Source organism: Bacteroidota bacterium, assembly GCA_025059945.1.
Classification (GTDB): Bacteria; Bacteroidota; Rhodothermia; order JANXDC01; family JANXDC01; genus JANXDC01.
On sequence record JANXDC010000004.1, the window covers coordinates 110,842 to 130,826 of the forward strand.

Annotated in this window: 21 protein-coding genes; 17 read left to right on the forward strand and 4 right to left on the reverse strand. The window is 63.0% G+C overall.

Features of this window, described 5'->3' with window-relative positions; translation table 11 throughout:
- Positions 1-14 precede the first annotated feature (14 nt).
- The 10 genes from thrS to folD all read left to right on the forward strand — a co-directional run bounded on the left by thrS (position 15) and on the right by folD (position 10,041).
- Positions 15-1,970 carry a threonine--tRNA ligase gene (gene thrS, locus NZ993_02390; GenBank protein ID MCS7154645.1) on the forward strand — a complete coding sequence of 652 codons (1,956 nt, stop codon included), beginning with the start codon at positions 15-17 and terminating at the stop codon, positions 1,968-1,970.
- A 19-nt stretch (positions 1,971-1,989) separates the two neighbouring features.
- Entirely contained in the window at positions 1,990-2,493 is a 504-nt protein-coding gene (gene infC / locus NZ993_02395; GenBank protein MCS7154646.1) for a translation initiation factor IF-3, read from the forward strand.
- Positions 2,494-2,606: 113 nt separating this feature from the next.
- The gene (rpmI, locus tag NZ993_02400) at positions 2,607-2,801 is read left to right on the forward strand and encodes a 50S ribosomal protein L35 (GenBank protein ID MCS7154647.1); all 195 of its coding nucleotides are present in this window, start codon (positions 2,607-2,609) and stop codon (positions 2,799-2,801) included.
- A 37-nt stretch (positions 2,802-2,838) separates the two neighbouring features.
- The gene (gene rplT / locus NZ993_02405; GenBank protein MCS7154648.1) at positions 2,839-3,186 is read left to right on the forward strand and encodes a 50S ribosomal protein L20; all 348 of its coding nucleotides are present in this window, start codon (positions 2,839-2,841) and stop codon (positions 3,184-3,186) included.
- Positions 3,187-3,289: 103 nt separating this feature from the next.
- A complete protein-coding gene (pheS, locus tag NZ993_02410) occupies positions 3,290-4,297 on the forward strand; it encodes a phenylalanine--tRNA ligase subunit alpha (GenBank protein ID MCS7154649.1) in 1,008 nt (335 codons plus the stop codon).
- A gap of 12 nt (positions 4,298-4,309) precedes the next feature.
- On the forward strand, positions 4,310-6,754 hold the full coding sequence (gene pheT / locus NZ993_02415) for a phenylalanine--tRNA ligase subunit beta (protein ID MCS7154650.1): 2,445 nt from the start codon (positions 4,310-4,312) through the stop codon (positions 6,752-6,754).
- A complete protein-coding gene (locus tag NZ993_02420; GenBank protein ID MCS7154651.1) occupies positions 6,751-7,098 on the forward strand; it encodes a hypothetical protein in 348 nt (115 codons plus the stop codon). Before pheT ends, NZ993_02420 begins: the two co-directional genes overlap by 4 nt.
- Positions 7,098-7,451 carry a cell division protein ZapA gene (locus NZ993_02425; protein MCS7154652.1) on the forward strand — a complete coding sequence of 118 codons (354 nt, stop codon included), beginning with the start codon at positions 7,098-7,100 and terminating at the stop codon, positions 7,449-7,451. Before NZ993_02420 ends, NZ993_02425 begins: the two co-directional genes overlap by 1 nt.
- A gap of 31 nt (positions 7,452-7,482) precedes the next feature.
- Complete coding sequence (rny, locus tag NZ993_02430) at positions 7,483-9,120, forward strand: ribonuclease Y (protein MCS7154653.1); 1,638 nt, start codon at positions 7,483-7,485, stop codon at positions 9,118-9,120.
- Between the two features lie 21 nt (positions 9,121-9,141).
- A complete protein-coding gene (folD, locus tag NZ993_02435; GenBank protein ID MCS7154654.1) occupies positions 9,142-10,041 on the forward strand; it encodes a bifunctional methylenetetrahydrofolate dehydrogenase/methenyltetrahydrofolate cyclohydrolase FolD in 900 nt (299 codons plus the stop codon).
- 7 nt (positions 10,042-10,048) lie between these two features.
- Here the strand turns inward: folD and NZ993_02440 are convergent, their stop codons facing one another.
- Positions 10,049-11,467, reverse strand: a complete 1,419-nt coding sequence (locus tag NZ993_02440; protein MCS7154655.1) for a sodium:proton antiporter — start codon at positions 11,465-11,467, stop codon at positions 10,049-10,051.
- 120 nt (positions 11,468-11,587) lie between these two features.
- Between NZ993_02440 and NZ993_02445 the strand changes: the two genes are divergently transcribed.
- Positions 11,588-12,568: a HAMP domain-containing histidine kinase gene (locus NZ993_02445; GenBank protein MCS7154656.1), complete on the forward strand. Its 981-nt coding sequence runs from the start codon at positions 11,588-11,590 to the stop codon at positions 12,566-12,568.
- Positions 12,569-12,628: 60 nt separating this feature from the next.
- Here the strand turns inward: NZ993_02445 and NZ993_02450 are convergent, their stop codons facing one another.
- The 3 genes from NZ993_02450 to NZ993_02460 are packed head-to-tail and all read right to left on the reverse strand — an operon-like array spanning position 12,629 to position 15,536.
- Positions 12,629-13,087 (reverse strand): chemotaxis protein CheW, encoded by a 459-nt coding sequence (locus NZ993_02450; protein ID MCS7154657.1) that lies wholly within the window; start codon positions 13,085-13,087, stop codon positions 12,629-12,631.
- A 6-nt stretch (positions 13,088-13,093) separates the two neighbouring features.
- Entirely contained in the window at positions 13,094-14,962 is a 1,869-nt protein-coding gene (locus NZ993_02455) for a methyl-accepting chemotaxis protein (GenBank protein ID MCS7154658.1), read from the reverse strand.
- A 25-nt stretch (positions 14,963-14,987) separates the two neighbouring features.
- Positions 14,988-15,536, reverse strand: a complete 549-nt coding sequence (locus NZ993_02460; protein MCS7154659.1) for a hypothetical protein — start codon at positions 15,534-15,536, stop codon at positions 14,988-14,990.
- A gap of 259 nt (positions 15,537-15,795) precedes the next feature.
- Here NZ993_02460 and NZ993_02465 point away from each other — a divergent pair, with 259 nt between their 5' ends.
- From NZ993_02465 to fliG, 6 genes are read left to right on the forward strand one after another with little or no spacing between them, the layout of a single operon-like run.
- Positions 15,796-16,197 (forward strand): flagellar basal body protein, encoded by a 402-nt coding sequence (locus tag NZ993_02465; GenBank protein MCS7154660.1) that lies wholly within the window; start codon positions 15,796-15,798, stop codon positions 16,195-16,197.
- A gap of 25 nt (positions 16,198-16,222) precedes the next feature.
- Entirely contained in the window at positions 16,223-16,711 is a 489-nt protein-coding gene (gene flgC, locus NZ993_02470) for a flagellar basal body rod protein FlgC (GenBank protein ID MCS7154661.1), read from the forward strand.
- A gap of 16 nt (positions 16,712-16,727) precedes the next feature.
- Entirely contained in the window at positions 16,728-16,967 is a 240-nt protein-coding gene (locus tag NZ993_02475; protein MCS7154662.1) for a hypothetical protein, read from the forward strand.
- Between the two features lie 3 nt (positions 16,968-16,970).
- Positions 16,971-17,273 carry a flagellar hook-basal body complex protein FliE gene (fliE, locus tag NZ993_02480; GenBank protein ID MCS7154663.1) on the forward strand — a complete coding sequence of 101 codons (303 nt, stop codon included), beginning with the start codon at positions 16,971-16,973 and terminating at the stop codon, positions 17,271-17,273.
- A 12-nt stretch (positions 17,274-17,285) separates the two neighbouring features.
- Complete coding sequence (gene fliF, locus NZ993_02485) at positions 17,286-18,932, forward strand: flagellar basal-body MS-ring/collar protein FliF (protein MCS7154664.1); 1,647 nt, start codon at positions 17,286-17,288, stop codon at positions 18,930-18,932.
- Positions 18,913-19,974 (forward strand): flagellar motor switch protein FliG, encoded by a 1,062-nt coding sequence (gene fliG / locus NZ993_02490; GenBank protein MCS7154665.1) that lies wholly within the window; start codon positions 18,913-18,915, stop codon positions 19,972-19,974. Before fliF ends, fliG begins: the two co-directional genes overlap by 20 nt.
- The last annotated feature ends 11 nt before the right edge of the window (positions 19,975-19,985 follow it).

Sequence of the window (19,985 nt, forward strand, 5' to 3'; positions counted from 1 at the left end):
CCATATTTGGGCATATGCCGATCACGCTCACCCTGCCCGACGGCCGTCAGGTCGAAGCTCCTGAGGGCATCACCGGTCTGGAGCTGGCAGAACAGCTCAGCTCCCGCCTCGCCCAGGAGGCCCTGGCCATAGAGGTCGATGGGGAGGTGTGGGATCTTACCCGTCCCATACCCCGATCGGCCCGGGTGCGAGTGCTTACGTGGGCCGACGAATGGGGCCGCAAGACGTATTGGCACTCCACGGCTCACGTGATGGCCGAAGCCCTGGAGGCCTTGTTCCCGGGGGTCAAATTCGGCATCGGCCCCCCCATCGACAACGGATTCTACTACGACGTAGACCTAGGCGATCGCCGGCTTACCGGAGAGGACCTGGCGCGGTTGGAGGAGAAGATGCGCGACCTGATCCGGCGCGATGTGCCCTTCGAGCGCCGGGAGGTCTCCAAGGCCGAGGCCATCGCCTATTTTCGGCAAAAAGGCGATCCTTATAAGCTTGAGCTTCTCGAAGAGCTCGCCGATGGCACGATCACTTTCTACAGACAGGGCGATTTTACGGACCTCTGCCGCGGTCCGCACTTGCCCTCCACCGGATATATTAAGCACGTTAAGTTGCTCAACACCTCCGGGGCCTATTGGCGGGGAAGGGCCGATCGGCCTCAGCTGACGCGCATCTACGGGATCTCCTTTCCCAAGGAGTCCCAGCTCAAGGAATACCTGCGTCGGCTTGAGGAGGCCAAAAAGCGCGATCATCGCAAATTGGGCCAGGAGCTGGAGCTCTTTCTGTTCGATCCCAAGGTAGGACAAGGCCTACCTATTTGGCTTCCCAAAGGCGCCGTCATACGGTATGAGCTAGAGCGTTTTTTGCGCGAAGAACAGCAGCGCCGCGGCTATCAGGTCGTCTACACACCCCATGTGGGCAACATCGAACTGTACAAGACAAGCGGGCACTATCCCTACTACAAGGATAGCCAGTTTCCCCCGATGCGGGTTGAGGACGAAGAGTATCTGCTTAAGCCCATGAACTGCCCGCATCACTTCATGATTTATGCCTCCCGACCGCGCAGCTATCGGGAGCTGCCGCTGCGCATTGCGGAATTCGGCACCGTCTACCGCTATGAGCAATCCGGTGAGCTGGCGGGCCTAGTTCGGGTGCGGGGTTTTACGCAGGACGATGCGCATATCTTCGTCAGCCGCGAGGGGCTGCGCGAAGAACTCTGTGCGGTCATCGCCCTTACGCAACACGTGTTCCGCAAGCTGGGGCTGCAGGAGGTGAGCGTGCGCCTGTCGTTTCGGGATCCGGCCAACAAGGCCAAATACGGGGGCTCAGACGAACTGTGGCAGCAGGCCGAGGCCGACGTCCTGGCCGCGGCCGAGCGCATGGGGCTTGCGTATTTCGTGGGCATCGGCGAGGCCTCTTTCTACGGGCCCAAGATCGACTTCATGGTCCGCGACGTGCTGGGCCGGTCCTGGCAGTTGGGCACTGTGCAGGTTGATTACGTAATGCCGGAACGGTTTAATTTGGAATACATAGGGGCCGATGGGAGGCAGCACCGGCCGGTGGTGATCCACAGGGCTCCCTTTGGATCCTTTGAGCGTCTGGTGGGATTGCTGATCGAGCACTATGGGGGCGCGTTTCCGACGTGGCTAGCGCCGGTGCAAGTGGTCGTTATCCCAGTTAGCGAGGCACATCTGCCGTATGCTCAGGCCGTCTACCAAAGCCTATTGCAGGCCGAGGTGCGGGCCGAGTTGGATGGGCGCGATGAGAAGGTGGGCTACAAGATCCGGTACTGGGAGCTGCAGAAGGTTCCCTACATGCTCGTGGTAGGCGCGCAGGAGCAGGCCAGCGGCACTGTGGCCGTGCGGCGCCATCGGAGGGGTGATCAAGGGCGTCAGCCGCTGGAGGTGTTTCTGGCTGCGCTGCGAGCGGAGATCCATCAACGTATGCTAAATATGGAGGAGTCCGGCCATAGCTAAGTCGGAAAAAGGCGCCGAGGTGCGCGTAAACGAGCAGATTCGGGCCCGCGTAGTGCGGGTCGTCTCGCCCGACGGTCGGCACGGGATTTACACCCGAGAAAAAGCCTTGGAAATGGCGCGGGAGCAAGGGCTGGACCTGGTCGAGATCGCTCCCAACGCCGATCCGCCGGTCTGCAAAATCATCGACTACGGCAAATTCCGCTACGAACAGCAGAAAAAAGAGCGCGAGGCGCGCAAGCGGCAGCAGAGCACGGAAATAAAGGAAATCCGTCTGCGCCCGGTCACGGACACGCACGACTTTGAGTTTAAGGCCCGACATGCACGGGAGTTTCTGCTAGAGGGCAATAAGGTTCGCGTCTACGTGCAATTTCGAGGTCGGGACATCGTCTATCAGGAGCGGGGAGAGGAGATGCTAGCTCGTTTCGCTCAAGCGCTGGAGGACGTGAGCAAAATCGAAATGCCCCCTAAACTGGAGGGCAAACGGTTGGGCATGATCCTGGCTCCGGACAAGAGGAAACGTTAGCGACCCACTGCCTCTCGGCGGGTTGGCTTAGGCCTTTTGACAGATAGCGCCCGCAATTCCTAATTTAGCATATCGCAAGCCCAAACAGTTGGGGTTCCCAGGAGCGCGGCACGATGCCCAAGATGAAAACCCACAGCTCAGCCAAGAAGCGCTTTCGGCTTACGGCCACGGGTAAAATCAGGCGCTACCGAGCTGGGCATAGCCATCTGCTGACGAAGAAGCGCCCCAAGCGCAAGCGCCATCTGCGGCAGGCCGATCTCGTGGCCGCCGTAGACGTCCGCCGCGTCAAGCGGCTGCTAGCCGCCTAGCGGCACGACAGAGGAAACCAGAAGGAGCACGTCCGACATGCCCCGTGCGACCAACAGCGTAGCCTCCAGGCGCCGCCGGAAGAAGATCCTCAAGCAGGCAAAGGGCTTTTGGGGGCGGCGCAGCAAAAATTACACGATCGCTAAATATAGCGTAGAGAAAGCCCTTCAATACGCATATCGCGATCGCCGGCAGCGAAAGCGAGACTTCCGTCGCCTGTGGATCGTCCGCATCAACGCCGCCGCTCGCCTCCACGGCACCACATACAGCCGTCTAATCGAGGCGATGCACAAAAAGGGTATAGCGATAAACCGTAAACTGCTAGCCGATCTGGCGGTGCGCGACCCCCAGGCGTTTGCGTCTGTCGTACAGCGCGCCCTAAGTTGAGCACGAGCTGGGTGGACGGCTTTGCGGAGGGCTCGAGCGTGCTCGAGCCCTTTTTGGTATCTTAGGGGTTGGGCGAAGCAGGAGGGGAGAGCGTATGGATGCGGTGTTGGCGCCTCTGGAGGAAATAACCGAGCAAATCGAGGCCTATCCGGTACGGTCCTACGCAGATCTGGAGCGCTTTAAAGCCCATTTTCTGGGCCGCCGGGGCGTGTTGAGCCAATACTTTGAGCGCTTGTCTGGACTTCCCCAGTCGGAGCGCGCCGCGCTCGGAAGGCGGCTCAACGGACTTAAGCAAGCCGTTTTGGCCCGTTACGAGCGTTTGCGGGCTAGCCTTGAGGAGCGCGAGGCCTCGGATGCCCTGGACCTTACGCTTCCGGGCAGACGTCCGTTTACGGGGGGGCTGCATCCGATCACACAGACGCTGCGAAGCATCGTGACGATCTTCACCCGCATGGGTTTCGTCGTGGCCGAAGGCCCCGAGATCGAAACGGATTGGTACAACTTTACCGCGCTCAACTTCCCCCCGGAGCATCCGGCCCGAGACATGCAGGATACGCTCTTTTTAGGCCCCGAGTTGCTCTTGCGCACGCATACCTCGCCGGTGCAGGTGCGCACAATGGAGCGCCAACAGCCGCCGATACGCATCATCGCGCCCGGACGCGTATACCGCAACGAGACGATCAGCGCCCGCAGCTATTGTCTTTTCCATCAGGTGGAGGGGCTCTACGTGGATGAGGGCGTAACCATGGCCGATCTAGTGCAGACCCTGCGCTCGTTCGCCCAGCAGATGTTCGGCCCCTCGGCCCAAATCCGCCTGCGCACCAGCTTCTTCCCCTTTACCGAGCCCAGTGCGGAGGTGGACGTGAGCTGCTTTCTCTGTGGCGGCTCCGGCTGTCGGGTCTGCAAGGGCACCGGCTGGGTGGAGATCTTGGGCTGCGGTATGGTCGACCCGAACGTTTTCGAAGCCGTGGGCATCGATCCGGAACGCTACACCGGCTACGCCTTCGGCTTGGGGGTGGAGCGCATCGCCATGTTGCGCTATCAGATCGACGACATCCGGCTTTTTTACGAAAACGATCTGCGCTTTCTGCGGCAATTCCCCATAAGCTAAACGGAGCCCGCCATGCGGATCCCTTTGCGTTGGCTCAGCCAGTACGTAGATGTCTCGTGCTCGGTTCAGGAGCTGGCCGAACGGCTAACGCGCAGCGGGCTGGAGGTGGCCGCTATCGAGGCCTGGGGGGACCGGCTCGAAGGCGTCATCGTCGGGCGCGTCCTGGACCGCAAACCCCACCCCCAGGCGGATCGGCTCTGGGTCTGTCGGGTGGACGTGGCACAGGATCGGGCCCTGGAGATCGTCTGCGGAGCCCCAAACGTGGCCCCCGGACAGAAGGTCGCCGTGGCCCTGCCGGGTGCTGTGCTGCCCGTGCAGAAGGAGCCGGGAAAGCGTCTAGAGGTTCGAGAGCTGCTGATCCGCGGCGTGCGCTCTGAGGGCATGCTCTGCGCGGAAGATGAGCTGGGCCTCGGCGAGGACCACTCGGGCATCCTGGTTTTGCCCCCTGAGGCCCCTGTGGGAGAGCCTCTGGCCGCATACTTGGGGCTGGAGCCGGATGTGGTGCTGCAAGTAGAGGTCACCCCCAACCGGGCCGATCTGCTCTCGATTGTGGGCGTAGCCCGGGAGGTGGCCGCTCTGACCGATCGAGCGCTTCGGCTGCCCTCTGTTGCGATCGAGCGCACCGCAGACGAGGCCGGCCGCCTGGTGCGGGTGAGCATCGAGACTCCTGAGGCCTGTTTCCGTTACGCGGCCAAGCTCGTTCGGAACGTACGCGTAGGGCCCTCGCCGAGATGGCTCGCCGATCGGCTGCGGGCTGCGGGGCTGAGGCCGATCAACAACGTGGTGGACGCGACGAACTTCGTCATGTTGGAGATCGGCCAACCCTTACATGCCTTCGATTTGGCCAAGCTAGCCGGACCGCAGATCCGGGTGCGTCTGGCCCGTTCCGGGGAAACGATCACGACCCTGGACGGCAGAAAGCGCGACTTGGAGCCCGACATGTTGCTTATTTGCGATGCCGAAAAGCCCATCGCCATAGCGGGCGTCATGGGAGGAGCTAATTCGGAGGTGGACGAGCGCACCACCGACGTGCTCCTGGAGAGCGCCTGCTTTGAGCCCACCTCGATCCGCCGCACGGCCAAGCGCCTGGGGCTTGTGACGGAGGCGGCCTATCGTTTTGAGCGCGGCGTCGACCCCGAGGGGGTCCTGTGGGCTGTGGAGCGCGCCGCTCGGCTCATCGCCGAGCTCAGCGGAGGCGAAGTCGTAGCGGGTACGATCGATCAGTATGTGCGGCCTTTGAGCTCACGCCAGGTGCGGCTGCGCCTGAAGCGCGTAAACGCCGTTTTGGGGTCCGTTTATACGGCCGAGGAGGTCGCGCGCGTTCTTGAGCGCTTGGGCATCGAGCTAGAGCCAGAGTCCGAGGAAGACTCCGTTTGGCGCTGTCGGATCCCAAGCTACCGGCCGGATCTGGAGCGGGAGATCGACCTCATCGAGGAGGTGGGGCGCATCCGGGGCTGGGATGCGCTGCCCGTGCCCGAACGCATGGTGTTGCCCTATGCCGCCATGTCCGAGGCCGACGCGTTTTACCGCACCGATCGGGTGCGCGATGTGCTGGCCGGCATGGGCCTCTGGGAGGTGTACGCCAACAGCCTGCTGTCGGAGGCCTGGGCGGAGCCCTTCGTCCCCGCCGAGGCCCAAGTGCGCACGCTCAATCCGATCTCGGCCGACATGGCGGTGGCGCGGCCTAGCCTGATACCTGGGCTGCTGCGCGTGGCCTCGCACAACCAGCGGCATCAACAAGAAGATGGGCGTTTTTTCGAGTTTGGGCGCGTTTTCCGGCGTCATGCGGACTCGTCGGGATCCGGTTACGCGGAACGGCTCTATTTGGGCCTGTTGCTCAGCGGGGCCCGCGAGCCCCTTCGATGGGATCGGCCCGCGGAAGCTGTCGATTGGTTCGACATGCGGGGCCTATTGGAGGCGTTCTTTGAGGCGTTGGGCCTCGACAGGCCCGCCGTGCTGCCCTACAACGAAGCCCAACAGGCGGCTTGGTTTCGGTATCCGGCTCGGTTGCGCTACGGGGGTCGATCCATAGGGTGGATGGCGCTTTCGGGGCGGGCCCTGGAGGAGCGCTTTGAGCTGCGCCGGCCGGTCGCCTTCGCCGAGCTCGACTGGGAAGCCCTCCTGGAGGAGATGCGCGCCCGCGAGGCTGAACGCCGATACAAGCCCTTTAGCCGACTGCCCGTTGTGGAGCGCGATATCGCGCTTCTGGTCCCCCAGGAGATCCCCGCGGAGGCCGTAGAGGGCCTGCTCTGGGATCTGGGACGGCCGGAGGTGGTGCGCGTGACGCTGTTTGATCTTTACCAGGGAGAACGCGTTCCAGCCGGCATGCGCAGCCTGGCTTATCGGCTTCGATTGGCCCATCCGGAGCGCACGCTGACCGATGCCGAGGTCGCCTCTGTGCTGGAGCGTCTAGTGCGGGCCGCAGGGGAACGTCTGGGAGCGCAGCTGCGACAATGATACCGCACGAGGAGGCCAATTCCCCAGGACCGTGGCAGCTGCCGGAATGGGAGGAGCTCTGGCAGCGACTGCGAACCCTAGAGGCCGTCGTTCGCCAGCTGCGCTCCGAGCGCGCCGCTTTGGAGGCGCAGCTGGATCGGTTGCGCCTGACGCTTCAGGAGCGCGACGCCGAAATTCTTCGGCTGCGCGCGGAACTGGCCCGCCGGCTTCAGGGTCCTCTGGAGCCGGAGGTGTGGGTGCACCTGCGGGCTGAATTAATGGGTTTCATCGAGCGTCTGGACGCCCTCTTGGCGCCTCCTCTGGAGGCCTCCAAGCGTCGCAGGCGCGTTGCTAAGAAGGCCTAATGGACCGGGTGCCGATTCGGATCCTGATCCTGGATCAGGAGTATACCTTTCGAGTCCCGGCGGATCAAGAGACGGCTTTGCGCCAAGCCGCGGCCGAGGTGGACCGCCGGATGCAGGAGTACCGGGAGCAGCGGCCGGGGCTTCCGGATACACTGTATGCCGTTATGACGGCGTTATATTTGGCTTTGGAATTGCAGGCGCGTCGCCATAGGCAGGAAGTGGCTATGGAGGAATGGCGCACCGCCCTGCGGCAGCTGACCGATTGGGTGCAGCGGATCACAGGCGATGCGCCCCCGGTTGGGCCCGCCGGCGCCTCCAGGGAGAGGCGCCAGCGCCCCGAAGCCGGGTCGTGAACGCATACGTGGATAAGGAGCATGCGCCTTTATGGACATCGTGATAGTAGCTGCGGGGGTTATCGCCGCGGCGCTAGCCCTTGGGGGAGGGTACGCCCTGGGGCGCGGGCTGCTCCGGCGGCGTGCCCACCGGATTATTCAGGAGGCCGAGGAACGGGCCCGTGAGATCTTGGATCGCGCCACGCGGCAAGCTGAGGACACACGCAAACGCGCTCAACGCGACGCCGACGATTTATTGCGCAAGGCACAGCGCGAGGCCGAAAACCTCAAGCGCGAAAAGCTGATCGAGGTCAAGGACGAATGGCTGCGTAAAAAGCAGGAGTTCGACCAAGAAGCGGAGCGTCGCCGCGCCAAGCTGCAGGAGTTTGAGCAGCAGCTCAAGAACCGCGAGCTCAACTTGGATCGGCGGGCTGAGCAGCTCAACAGCCGCGAGCAGCAGCTTCGGGAGGAGGAGCAACGCTACCGGCGCTTGCAGCAGGAGTACACGCAAAAGCTTGAGGAGGTCGAAACCCTATTTCGGGAGCAAAACCAGCGCCTGGAGCGTATCGCCGGCCTCACGGCCGAAGAAGCCCGTAAGATGCTGATGGAAAACCTGCTCCAGGAGACCCGCAACGAGGCGGCGCAGCTCATCAAGGAGATCCGCGATCAAGCCCGTCTGCAGGCCAATCGCGAAGCCAAAAAGATCATCATCCAGGCCATTCAGCGCACAGCGGCCGAGCACACGATCGAGAACACGGTCAGTGTCGTCAACATCCAATCCGACGACATGAAGGGCCGGATCATCGGACGCGAGGGGCGCAACATCCGGGCCTTCGAAGCCGCTACAGGCGTTGAGGTGATCGTAGATGATACCCCTGAGGCGGTCATTTTGTCCTGTTTCGACCCCGTTCGGCGTGAGATCGCACGCATCGCTTTGGAGCGGCTCATACAAGACGGCCGCATCCATCCGGCTCGCATCGAAGAGGTCGTGGCCAGGGTGCGCCAGGAGATCGAGGAGGAGATCTGGCAGACCGGCGAAAGGGCCGTCGTGGAGCTCGGCATCGCCAACATGCATCCGGAACTCATCCGGCTTGTGGGGCGGATGCGCTTTCGCTCCAGCTACGGCCAAAACCTCCTGGCGCATTCCATGGAGGTGGCGCGTCTGGCCGCGATCATGGCTGCCGAAATAGGTTTGGATGCGAAACTAGCCAAACGCGCCGGGCTGCTGCATGACATCGGCAAGGTCATCGAAGGCGAACCCGAGGGGCCCCATGCGCTTGTGGGGATGGAGTACTGCCGTCGCTACGGGGAGCATCCGATCGTCTGCAACGCCGTGGGGGCGCACCATGACGAGATCGAAATGGACAACCTGATTTCGCCTCTTGTGCAGGCGGCCGACGCCATCAGCGGGGCCCGGCCCGGGGCGCGACGCGAGACCATCGAGCAGTACATCAAGCGGCTGCAGAAGCTTGAAGAGCTGGCTAGCCAGTTTCCCGGCGTGCAAAAGGTATACGCCCTGCAAGCCGGCCGTGAGGTGCGCGTAACGGTGGAGGCCGACAAGGTCGACGACGCCCAGGCCGAGCTGCTGGCCCTCGACATCGCCAAGAAGATCGAACAAGAAATGCAGTATCCGGGGCAGATCAAGGTGACGGTTATCCGCGAGGTGCGGGCCGTCTCCTATGCCAGATAAGGCGCTCTGCAACACGCTGCTATGGCCACTTATCACCTACTGGACGGCAAGCACGTCGCCGCCATTATCCTAGAGCGGCTGCGTCAGGAGGTCGCCAACTGGGTTCAGGCCGGTCACCGTAGACCCTTTTTGGCCGTGCTGCTGGTGGGCGAACATCCGGCCTCGGCCTCCTATGTGCGGGCCAAGAGGCGCGCCGCGGCCGAGGTCGGCATCGACTCCGAGACGATCCATCTGCCCAGCACCCTCTCGGAGGCCGAGCTCCTGGAGCGCATCAGCCGTCTTAACACCGATCCCAGCGTGGACGGGATTCTCGTGCAGCTCCCCCTACCCCCTCACATCTCGACAGATCGCGTGATCGCGGCCCTGGATCCCAGCAAGGACGTTGACGGCTTTCACCCCCTGAACGCGGGCCGGCTCATGTTGGGTCAGCCGGGGTTTCGGCCTTGCACCCCGGCCGGCATTTGGGAGCTACTCCGCGCCTACGAGATTCCCCTATCAGGCCGCCGCGTGGTCGTGTTGGGCCGCAGCCACATCGTGGGCCTGCCCTTGGCTAACCTGCTTCTGCAGAAGGGGATCGACGCCACGGTGACCGTCTGCCATAGCCGCACGCGCGATCTGGCCGCCCTCACCCGGCAGGCGGAGATCTTAGTGGCCGCCATTGGACAGCCTCGCTTTGTAAACGCCGAGATGGTCGCCCCAGGCGCGGTCGTCGTGGACGTGGGTATCAACCGCCTCGAGGATCCGACGCATCCGCGCGGGTATCGGCTAGTGGGGGACGTAGACTTCGAATCCGTGGCCTCCCAAAGCAGCTGGATCACCCCCGTGCCCGGCGGGGTGGGACCCATGACGATCGCTATGCTCCTGGAGAATACGCTGCGCGCCGCACAGCGCCTCTACTACCCCGAGCCCCAGCCCGTCTAAGCCTGCGCTACCGGCTAAACAGCCAGCCCGCCGTGCCGAAGGCGACTGCGGCCAGCGCCGCTGCCAAAAGCCCGTAGGGCAGCTGGGTGCGCACATGATCCATGTGATCGCAGACGGAGGCCATCGAGGAGATGATCGTCGTGTCCGAAAGCGGTGAGGTGTGATCCCCAAAGACGCCCCCGCTTAAGACGGCCGCCACCACAAGCGGCAGCGGAAGCCCTGTGGCCTGGGCCAACGGCACGGCCACGGGCATAAGAATGGCGAAGGCGCCCCAGCTGGAGCCGAGCGTGAACGAAACGAAGCAGCCCACCAGAAAGACCAGGGCCGGAATCCAGAAGACCGGCCATTCGGGGGAGATGAGCCCGGCCACGTAAGGGCCCAGCCCCAGCTCCCGGCAAATATGGCTCAGGGCGAAGGCGAAGACGAGCAGAATCGTCACAGCCAGCAACCCCGAAGAGCCTCGGAGCACGAGCTGCACCCCTTGGGATAAGGAGAACAGGCCCTGCAGCAGGCCCAGGCCGAGGGCCACCACGATGGCCGCGCTCACGGCCCACAGCACGGCCGTAGAGCCCGAGCCCTGCATCAGGTTGCCCGCTCCCGTGATCCACAGCCCCAGGGGGATCATGCCGATCATCACGGCCAGCGGAAGCAGCATGTTCAGGGCTCGCCGGGGGCGATCCGCGGGCGGCTCCGCGAAGACGAGCTCTTCCGATACGAGCGGCTGTGCCCCATCGCGCAGCACCTTGCCGGTGTGTTGCGCCCGAAGCTCGGCTGCGCGCATGGGGCCGAAGTCAAGCCCGTAGATGATGGCCGGAAGGCTGAACAGGATGAGCAGGCTGTAAAAGTTATACAGCAGGCTCTGGGCCAGCGTTTGCACGGCCATGGCTTCGCTGAGACCTTGCGCCATGAGCAGCCCTAGTACGTACGCCCCCCAGCCGTTTAGGGGGATCTGCATGCACACCGGGGCGCTCGTAGCGTCGCAAAAATAGGCCAGCTTTTCGCGCGAGATCCGAAGCCGATCGAAGAGCGGCCGGCCCACGGCGCCGGTGATGAGGCAGGTAATGCTGGATTCCACGAAGATGAGCAACCCCAGCCCATAGACCAACCATTGGGCCCCGATCCGGCTGCGCGCCCAGCGCCAGCGGCTGGCGCGCGCGATAAACCCCTCGACCCCCCCGGAAGCCTGTAGGAGGGTCATAAGCCCCCCCACGAGCAAACAGAAAAACAGGATGCGCGTATTGCCCGCATCCGCAAAGACGGCCACAAGTTGATCAAACAGCTCCCGAAGCCCGGCCCACAGGTGGCCGCGATGCAGCAAAATCGAGCCTACCAGGATGCCGGCCAGAAGCGATAAGAACACCTCCCGGGTCAGCAGCGCCAATCCAATTGCCACCAGCGGCGGCACCAGAGACCACCATCCCGCCATGGGCTTCCCCCGATCTCGGCCGACTAAGGTATGGGGCCCGCTCTAGGGGCGCAAGGGGGCCTTCTGCGGCATAGGCTTTGACCCGTGCTACGAGCGCGTCTTAAGCGGGAAAACCCTGCCGTGCCGCATCGCATCAAGCCGAGCGCTCCTGAGCCGAGCAAACCCTCTTGGGCGATTTTCGAGGAGCATCTAGAGGCCCTGCGCACGCTCTACGGCCAAGCGCTGGCCGAGCGAGGCCGGCCGCTGGAGCAGTGGACCGACTACGGGCCTCTGCTGGAGGTGGTTTTAAGCCTATGGGAGCGGCCTGCGCGGATCGTGGAGGAGTCCACAGGGCGCATTTGGCTCGCCAATCGGGCGGCCTGGAGCGGTGAGCCCCTTGAAGGATGGCGCCGGTGTCCCCTACCGCCTCCCCTACAGGGCTATGCGATCGAATGGCATCCGGAGCCTTCGCTGCTGGCCGCCGGGGATAGCCACACGCTGGAGATGATGAGCGCCGTGATCGCGCACCGGATGCGCAGCGTGCTGACCGGTATCGTGGGGTTTGCCTCACTCATCCAGCAAGAGGCGGCCGGACAGCCGGAGATCCGCGACAACGTGCGCCATATCGCACAAGGGGCTGTGCGGCTGGAGCGAATGGTGCAGGACCTGCTGCAATTCAGCCAACCTCTGCTGCCGCGCTGGCGTCGGGTCTGCGCCCGAAGCCTGCTCTGTGATCTGCAAGAGGCCTTCGCCTACGAGTACCCCCAGGTGCAGATCGAACTAGACGCCGATCCCGTAAGCGTAGAGGCCGATGAGGCCCTGTTGCGGCAGGCTTGGATCGCCCTGCTGCTCAACGCCCTTGAGGCGGCCGTTCAGGGCACCCCCCGGATTCGGTTGCGGCTCCGGGCGTCGCCCCCGGAACTGGAGGTCCGCAATTGGGGGCCTGTGATTCCGAAGGCGCTCCGGGAGAAAATCTTCTGGCCTTTTTTTACGACCAAAGCCCAGAATCTCGGTCTGGGCCTGGCGATCGCGCGCAAAATCGCCCATCTGCACGGGGCGAGCCTGGATCTACTCGAATCCGATCCCGATCGGGGAACAGCCTTCCGCTGGCGATGGGCTTAAGCAAAAAGCGGGACCCTCTTAAATGGAGGGCCCCGCTTGCGCTTATGGAGGGGATGATGTTCACGCTGGAGTGGGTGTTTCCTCTCGGAGTCCCAGAACGGCCTCCAAGTTAAGCAAACTCAACAGGGCGTTTTCCGTTTTCACCACGGCCTGTACGAAGCCTTCCCGACCGTTCGCAGCGCGCTCAAGTTGTTCGCTTGAGACGCGCACGACCTGGTAGACCCGATCCACCAGTAGGCCGGCGATGCGACCCCGGCTCTCCACGACCAAAATACGCTGCTCTCTGGCGTCGCCGTCCCGATCGGACAGGCCCATGCGCAGGCGCAGGTCCAGAATCGGGATCGTAGTGCCCCGCAGGTTGATGATGCCCCGCACGTATGGAGGGGCGCCGGGCACCGGCGTGATCTCCGGCACCCGGTGAATCTCCCAGACGCGCAGGATCTCCAGCGCGCAGTTCTCAGGTCCGACCGCGAAGCTTACAAGTTGCATCGTGGAAGTGCCGGAAGTCGCGGAGTACATAGCGTTTTATTCCTTGCCACTGGTGCGCTTGTGTCCATTCGCCATCACGGCGGCAGGGGAGCCTGCGCGACGGGCCGCAGCAGAAGCCCCAGAGTCCAGGCGGAAGCGCTCCACCACGCTCTGCAGTTTAAGCGTGAGTTGGTGCAGCCCATCAGCCGCCTGCGCCACCTGTCGGGTGCTGCCGGCGGTCTGCTGGGAGACGACCGTAATGGCCTCGACGTTGCGGCTGATTGTCTCCGAAACGCGCGATTGCTCCTCTGTGGCTGCGGCGATCTCCTCTACGCGGGCGCTCATCTGGCCTACGACGCCCACGATGGACTCGATCACCTGTCCGGCCTGCTGTGCCAGCACGATGCCCTGCTGGACTTCCTCTGTGCCGCGCCGGATCGAATCCACCGAGCGGGCCGTTTCGGCCTGAATCTGTTCGATCATGGCCGCGATCTCTTTCGTGGCCACGGTGGTGCGCTCGGCGAGCTTGCGCACCTCGTCGGCCACCACCGCAAAGCCCCGGCCTTGTTCGCCGGCCCGAGCGGCCTCGATGGCGGCGTTTAGGGCGAGCAGGTTGGTCTGATCGGCGATCTCGTCGATTACGCGCACGATTTTGCCGATTTGCTCGCTAGAGGTCCCCAAGCCTTTGACGGTTTCCGCGGCCTGCCGGACGACCTGCTCGATTCGCCGCATGCCCTCGACCATGCGGCCAACGGCCTCCCGACCCTCTGCGGCGGTCGAGTTGGCCTGTCGGGCCGTCTCCGTGGCTTGCATGGCATGCCGGGCGTTTTCCGTGATCGCACGCGTCATCTGCTCGATGGCCTGCGCGACCTGACGCGCCTGCTCGGTCTGCTGGTGCATGGCCGCGGCCATCTCCTCGGTGCTCGAGGAGATCTGCACGCTGGCGTCTAAGACGGCCGCCGCTGCGTCGCGCACATGCTGGATCATGCCCCGCAGGTCGGCGACCATTGTGTTCAGGTGCTCGCTTAGGCGGTTCAGTTGGGCGTCCTCAGAGGAGGACTCAAAGCGCGGCGTCAAGTCCCCGGCTGTGATCTGCTCGATCACATCGCCCATGCGGCTTACGTATTGCTCCAGGTGAGCCTGGCGCGCTTCCAGTTCCATCTGCACGCGTTCCGCGGCGCGCTGGGCCTCTTCGGCTCGTTCGCGCTGCTGGCTGATGGCTTCCAGGGTTTCGGCCAGGTGCTCGACCATATGGTTGAAGGCGCCCGCTAGCTCACCCAGCTCATCTTGCTGGCGGATCCTGACGCGGGCCTCTAGGTCTCCCTCCGTAACCCGGCGCGCGGCCTCCTGGAGATGCTGAACAGGACGAACGATCATGCGGCTTAAGAGCAGCAGCACCACTGAGGCCAGCAGCGTGGCCGCGGCCGAGGCGCTCAGGCCAGCCAAGAGCGCGCTGCGTTGTTCGGCGCGCACCGGGGCGAGCGTTAAGGCCACGCGGGCTAGGCCGATGCGTTCGCCGGCCTCGTTGTGCACGGGCGTGAGCACGTCCAGTAGCTCCTGCGAACGGGATCGCAGTCGCCCCACCTGGGTCTGTTCCGGGCTTGGGGCTAACTTGGGAAACGTCTCAGCTTTGAGCCCGCCTAGCAGGGTATTGTCCTTATCGTATACGGCCGCGGCCACGATCTCGGGGTTGGCCTTGGCTAGTTGCTGGGCCAGGCTGCGGATCTGCTCCGCGTCCTGGAGCAAAATACTGTAGGCGGAGAGCTGGGCCAGGCTTTGCGCGGCCTGGCGGCCTTTGACCTCAAAGGCGGCTTCGAGCTTGCGACCCATCCATTGCACATAAAAGGCCGTCAGGGATCCGGCCAGCACCAAGATCATCCCACCCACCGTGGTGGTGATCTTGGCCCGTAGCGTCCAGCGCTGCATAATCCCAACTCCGTCCGTTTGTTTGTTAGTTGGCTACGAAAGTCGCATGCGCCTGGTACTGATCCGGCACCTTTACGTTCAGCGCCTGCGCTACGCGCTGGTTCAGGTACAGGCGCAGGTTGCCGCCCTCGTTGCTGACGTGCAGCAGGGCCCCTTCGCCGACCATTGTTTTATCTGGGGCCAACAGCGCCAAGTTGCGCGTTACCGTGTTTTTGTACAGGAAGTCCTTGGCTAACGGGCTTGTTAGCACGTTGTCCTTCTCCAGGATCCAAATGGCTTGCACCTGGTAGCTGCTCACCAGCTCCCGGAACTTAGGAGCCAGTTCCGCCACCGAGTTCACCACTGTTACCACTACCTTAACACCCGTGGCGGCCGAGGCCCGGTTGAGCGCCTTCGTGGTCTCCTCCGACGGCGTCTGGCTCGTCAACACCCCAATGGTCTTGAGTCCGGGGTAGAGCTCCTTGAGCGCAAACAGCTGCTGGGTGGGGGTCTGCGCCCAGGCTGAGCTCAAGCCCCAAAGGCAGAACCCAAGAATCAGGCCAGAAGCGGTGCGGATGCGATGTCCGATGAACATGACCAACCTCCTTATGTGTGGTTAGGGGGTTAGGGGGTTACCTTTTGGAATCCCATGGACACATAAACTTCCCCGCTAAGCCCGTCTACCCTGGCTTTCGCCTCGTCGGGAGGGCTCCAGACGGGACGGTGTACCCGCAGGTCCAAAAGCGTGCCATCGGGGAAGGCCGCGGAAAGGGAGGGGAAAAAAATGCCGGCTTCTGAGGCTGCTATTTGAGGCTTAAGGGCCGTTTAGAGGACTTAATGGGCCGGCACATCCGTTGCGCGCCCCGGTGGAAAAGGGAACGGAGAACCTCATGGCCATGCGGCTTTTGGAAACTCCAGCGATTACGGTTCTGCGCCGCGCCATGGACGCCTATGCGCTGCGGCAGCGGACGACCGCTAGCAACGTGGCGAACCTTGACACCCCAGGCTACCGGCGGCTGGACGTCCAGTTTGAGGAGGCGCTTGCGCGCGCCCGGCGCCGCTACAAGGCCGGCTTTTCGCTACAACCCCCTCAAGCAACGCAAGCGCGGCTTGAGGCGGCCTACGAGGGTCCGGTCTTAGAAGATGAGCTCATGACGTTGGCCGATACGCAGATGCGCGTGGCGGTTGTGGTGCGCGCGTTGCAGCACACTTTTCGGAGCCTGCGCATGGCCATCACCGGGCGCACGGCCGGATGATACAGCACGGATAGGGAGCTGAGAGGTGAAGATCGGTCCTTTCTTTCAGGTTTTCCGCACGGTGGCGCGCGGTCTGGAGACGTTCCGCCAGGAGCTCTCCGTGGTTTCGGAGAACATGGCCAACGCGCAGACCACGCGCACCCCACAGGGTGGACCGTACGTACCCAAACGCGTGCTTCGCGAGGCTCCAGAGCCTCTTTTCTGGGGCGCTATGCGGCGCGTGTCGCTGCCCGTGTTGGTCAAAAACCCTCAGCATCGCCGCGCAGGCGAGCTGCGTCTGCCCGAAGAGAGCCCGGATCTGGGTCCTCGCTCCCAGGTGCTGCCTAGCCCTCGGTTTCGGCCGGAATACGATCCCACGCACCCGGATGCGGACGCCAATGGGCTGGTTTGGTATCCGGATGTCAACGTGGTGGAGGAAATGGCCCGCATGATCAGCGCCAACCGTCTCTATGAGGCCAATCTATCCGTGTTCAGTTCGGTCAAAGAAATGATCCGCAAGACGTTGGAGATTTAGTCCGAGGAGGCTCTGCATGGATCCGATCCGCATTTCCGGCCTGCCCATCGAACGCATCCCCGGAGAGCGAGGCCTGTTGCGTGCGCTTGCGCATAGGGCTTCGGGTTCCGATTCCCCCCTAACTCAGGAGGAGCGCGCCCTGATCGCCCGCTATTTTCCCGAGGCCCCCACGGGCAAGCTCACCGTCTACGGCCCTCGTCAAGTCCAAGAACTGCGTCCAGACGCGCTAGGACGGCATCTTGATCTGAAGGGATAAGCCATGCTGCCTCTAGGCCGATTGCCCGATGCCCTTGGATCCGTCCGCCCCCCCTCGGAGGTGCCCCGCAGCCCTAGAAGTGCGAAAGAGGACTTCAACGCGCTGCTGGGCCGGACGCTAGGCGTTGTTGATGCAGCCCAAAAGCAGGCCGACGAGGGGGTTCAGGCTTTCGTGGCGGGTGAAACGGAGGACTTGCACGAGATCATGATTCAGCTGGAGCAGGCGCAGGTGGGCCTACAGCTTATGATCGAGATCCGCAACCGGATCGTCGAGACCTATCAAGAGCTTATGCGGATGCCGCTATAACGGAGGCCGGTTGTGGGAAGCTGGTGGGAAGGGCTACGCAGGTTTTGGTTTTCGCTGACCGCGGCTCAGCGTATTTCCCTGTTTGGGGTGAGTGCGATCGTCCTGGGGGGCCTGATCGCATTAGCCCTCTGGGCAAGTCGTCCGACGTATGCGCTGCTCTTTAGCCGGTTAGAAGCAGCTGAGGCGAGCCGAATTGTAGAGGAGCTGCAAAAGGAGAAAATCCCCTATCGGCTCCGCGATGGGGGGAGCAGCATCTACGTGCCGTCTGATCGGGTTTATGAGCTGCGCGTGCGGCTGGCCGGAAAAGGATTGGCCAGCGGCAAATCCTTGGGCTATGAGCTACTGGATGGAAACGGCCTGGGAATGACGGATTTCATGCAGCGCGTCAACCTTAAGCGGGCCATCGAGGGAGAGCTGTCTCGCACGATCTCCAACCTCGAGCAGGTCGAGATGGCCCGCGTGCACCTGGTTGTGCCGGAGCGCGCTCCTTTCCAGGCTGCCCAGAACGTCCCCTCCGCCTCCGTGGTGGTCAAGTTGCGGCCCGGAATGGCGCTTTCCCCGGCTCAAATTGAAGGAATCGCTGCGCTCGTAGCCGGAAGTGTCGAGGGGCTTACCGTGGAAAACGTCACGATCCTGGACACGCGGGGTAACCTGCTTTCCAACACCGCGGCCCGCAATCCGGAGTTCTCCGCGGCCTCAGCCCAGATCAAATACCAGCAGGAGCTAGAAGCCTATCTCACGCAGAAAGGGCAGTCTATGCTGGACAACGTTCTGGGCCGGGGCAACAGTCTTGTGCGCGTATCGGCTGAGGTGGATTTCACTCGGCTGGTCCAGGAGCGCGACCTGATCGACCCGGAATCCCAGACCGTGATCAGCGAGGAGACGCTCGATGAGCAGCGTGAGGCTCCGACAGGGGGGGCAACAGGGGCCAACGCCGGGGCTGGCGCGCAGCAACGTGTGGCCAATATGGTGCGCAACTACGAATTATCCCGCACGCGGGAGCGCATAGAGCACGGGGTGGGGCAGATCAAACGCCTGAGCGTCTCGGTGATCCTCAACTACCGCCGCCTCACCACAGGCGATCCCAACACGGGGGGCGTGCGCTACGAGCCTTACTCCGCCCAGGAACTGGAGAGCTTCGCCGACCTGGTGCGCAAGGCCGTGGGTTTTCAGAGCGAAAGGGGGGATGAGTTAAGTATCCAACAGATCCGATTCGATACCTCCGCAGATGAGCAGCTGGAGAAAGAGCTGCAGGCTTGGCAGCGTCGGCAGCAGCAGCAACAGTACCTGCGCTACGGGCTCATCGCCTTAGGACTTGTTTTGGCTTTTCTGCTCGTGTTGCTGCTGGTGCGTCGTCTGGGTCAGCGCGTGGAGCCGTATCCGCTCTCCAGCGGGGCGCCGCTTCCCCCGGGGCAGACGGTTAATCTGCTCACGGGCCGGCCTGAGCCCGTGCTAGAGGGTCTGGAGTCGGGGGACTATGAGCTAAGCGAGGATATGTTCATCCAGCGCCTTTCGCCCGAGGCCCGAGCTCGGGTGCGGGCTAAGGAGAAGATGATGGAGGAGATCCGCTCCTTTGTCGAACAAGAGCCGGATGCGGCCACGAATCTGATTCGGACCTGGCTGGTGGAGGATGAGGTCCATGCTCAACGTGCCCGCTAAGGCAGTTTCGGAGCTCATGGCGCAGACGCCCTCGGAAAGGAGCGACGCCAAGCTCAGCGGGGCGCAAAAGGCGGCCATCATCCTGGTTTCCATGGGGGTCGAGACGGCCGCGCAGATTCTGAAAAAACTTTCCGAAGAAGAGGTGGAGCGCATCACGCTGGAGATCGCCCGCATCGCCTCGGTCACCCCGGAGATGATCGACGCGGTCGTAACGGAATACCACCAGATGATGACGGCCAAGAAGTACGTGCTGCGGGGCGGGCTAGAGTTCGCTATGGAGGTTCTGGAGCGCATCTGGGGGCGCAAAAAAGCCGAAGAGATCATCATGCGCATCGAGGCCGCCACAAAGGTTAGCGCTTTTTACTTGTTGCAGACCGTCGAGACAGCCCAGCTGGTCAACTTCATCCAGAGCGAGCACCCGCAGGTGGCCGCGCTGATTTTGGCCAAGCTCAATCCGCATAAGGCGGCCGATGTGCTCTCGAATTTGCCCCCGGACCTACAGGGAGAGATCACCTACCGACTGGCTACGATGGGCAAGACGCCTCCAGAGCTCATTCACGAGATCGAGGAGGTGATCCGCTCGCAAATGGGCAACATCTTCGGTTCTAAACTTAGCGAAACCGGTGGCCCACATGCCGCGGCAGCCATTTTGAACCTGGTCAGCCGTCAGGCCGAGCGGCACATCATGGGGGTGCTCTTGCAGCGCGATCCCGAGGTGGCCGAGAAGATCAAGAGCCTCATGTTCACCTTCGAAGACATCCTGGGCCTGCCGGATCAGGCTATCCAGCGCATTTTGGCCGAGATCGATACGCGGCAGCTGGCCATCGCGTTGCGTGGGGCGAGCGAAGATCTGCGGCAGAAGTTCAAATCCAACATGTCCCAGCGTGCAGCGGAGATGCTCGAGGAGGAGATGACCTACTTGGGGCCGGTGCGGGTGCGCGATGTCGAGGAGGCGCAAAACGCCATCGTGCGCGTCATCCGACAGCTGGAAGAAGCCGAGGAGATCGTGATCTCTCGCGGCGGACAAGAGGAGTACATCTGACAGGGAAGCTT

Coding starts and splice junctions, on each gene's coding strand:
- thrS (MCS7154645.1), top strand. CDS start 15: ATGCCGATCACGCTCACCCTGCCCGACGGCCGTCAGGTCGAAGCTCCT.
- rpmI (MCS7154647.1), top strand. CDS start 2,607: ATGCCCAAGATGAAAACCCACAGCTCAGCCAAGAAGCGCTTTCGGCTT.
- rplT (MCS7154648.1), top strand. CDS start 2,839: ATGCCCCGTGCGACCAACAGCGTAGCCTCCAGGCGCCGCCGGAAGAAG.
- pheT (MCS7154650.1), top strand. CDS start 4,310: ATGCGGATCCCTTTGCGTTGGCTCAGCCAGTACGTAGATGTCTCGTGC.
- NZ993_02420 (MCS7154651.1), top strand. CDS start 6,751: ATGATACCGCACGAGGAGGCCAATTCCCCAGGACCGTGGCAGCTGCCG.
- NZ993_02425 (MCS7154652.1), top strand. CDS start 7,098: ATGGACCGGGTGCCGATTCGGATCCTGATCCTGGATCAGGAGTATACC.
- rny (MCS7154653.1), top strand. CDS start 7,483: ATGGACATCGTGATAGTAGCTGCGGGGGTTATCGCCGCGGCGCTAGCC.
- folD (MCS7154654.1), top strand. CDS start 9,142: ATGGCCACTTATCACCTACTGGACGGCAAGCACGTCGCCGCCATTATC.
- NZ993_02440 (MCS7154655.1), bottom strand. CDS start 11,467: ATGGCGGGATGGTGGTCTCTGGTGCCGCCGCTGGTGGCAATTGGATTG.
- NZ993_02450 (MCS7154657.1), bottom strand. CDS start 13,087: ATGTACTCCGCGACTTCCGGCACTTCCACGATGCAACTTGTAAGCTTC.
- NZ993_02455 (MCS7154658.1), bottom strand. CDS start 14,962: ATGCAGCGCTGGACGCTACGGGCCAAGATCACCACCACGGTGGGTGGG.
- NZ993_02460 (MCS7154659.1), bottom strand. CDS start 15,536: ATGTTCATCGGACATCGCATCCGCACCGCTTCTGGCCTGATTCTTGGG.
- NZ993_02475 (MCS7154662.1), top strand. CDS start 16,728: ATGGATCCGATCCGCATTTCCGGCCTGCCCATCGAACGCATCCCCGGA.
- fliE (MCS7154663.1), top strand. CDS start 16,971: ATGCTGCCTCTAGGCCGATTGCCCGATGCCCTTGGATCCGTCCGCCCC.
- fliG (MCS7154665.1), top strand. CDS start 18,913: ATGCTCAACGTGCCCGCTAAGGCAGTTTCGGAGCTCATGGCGCAGACG.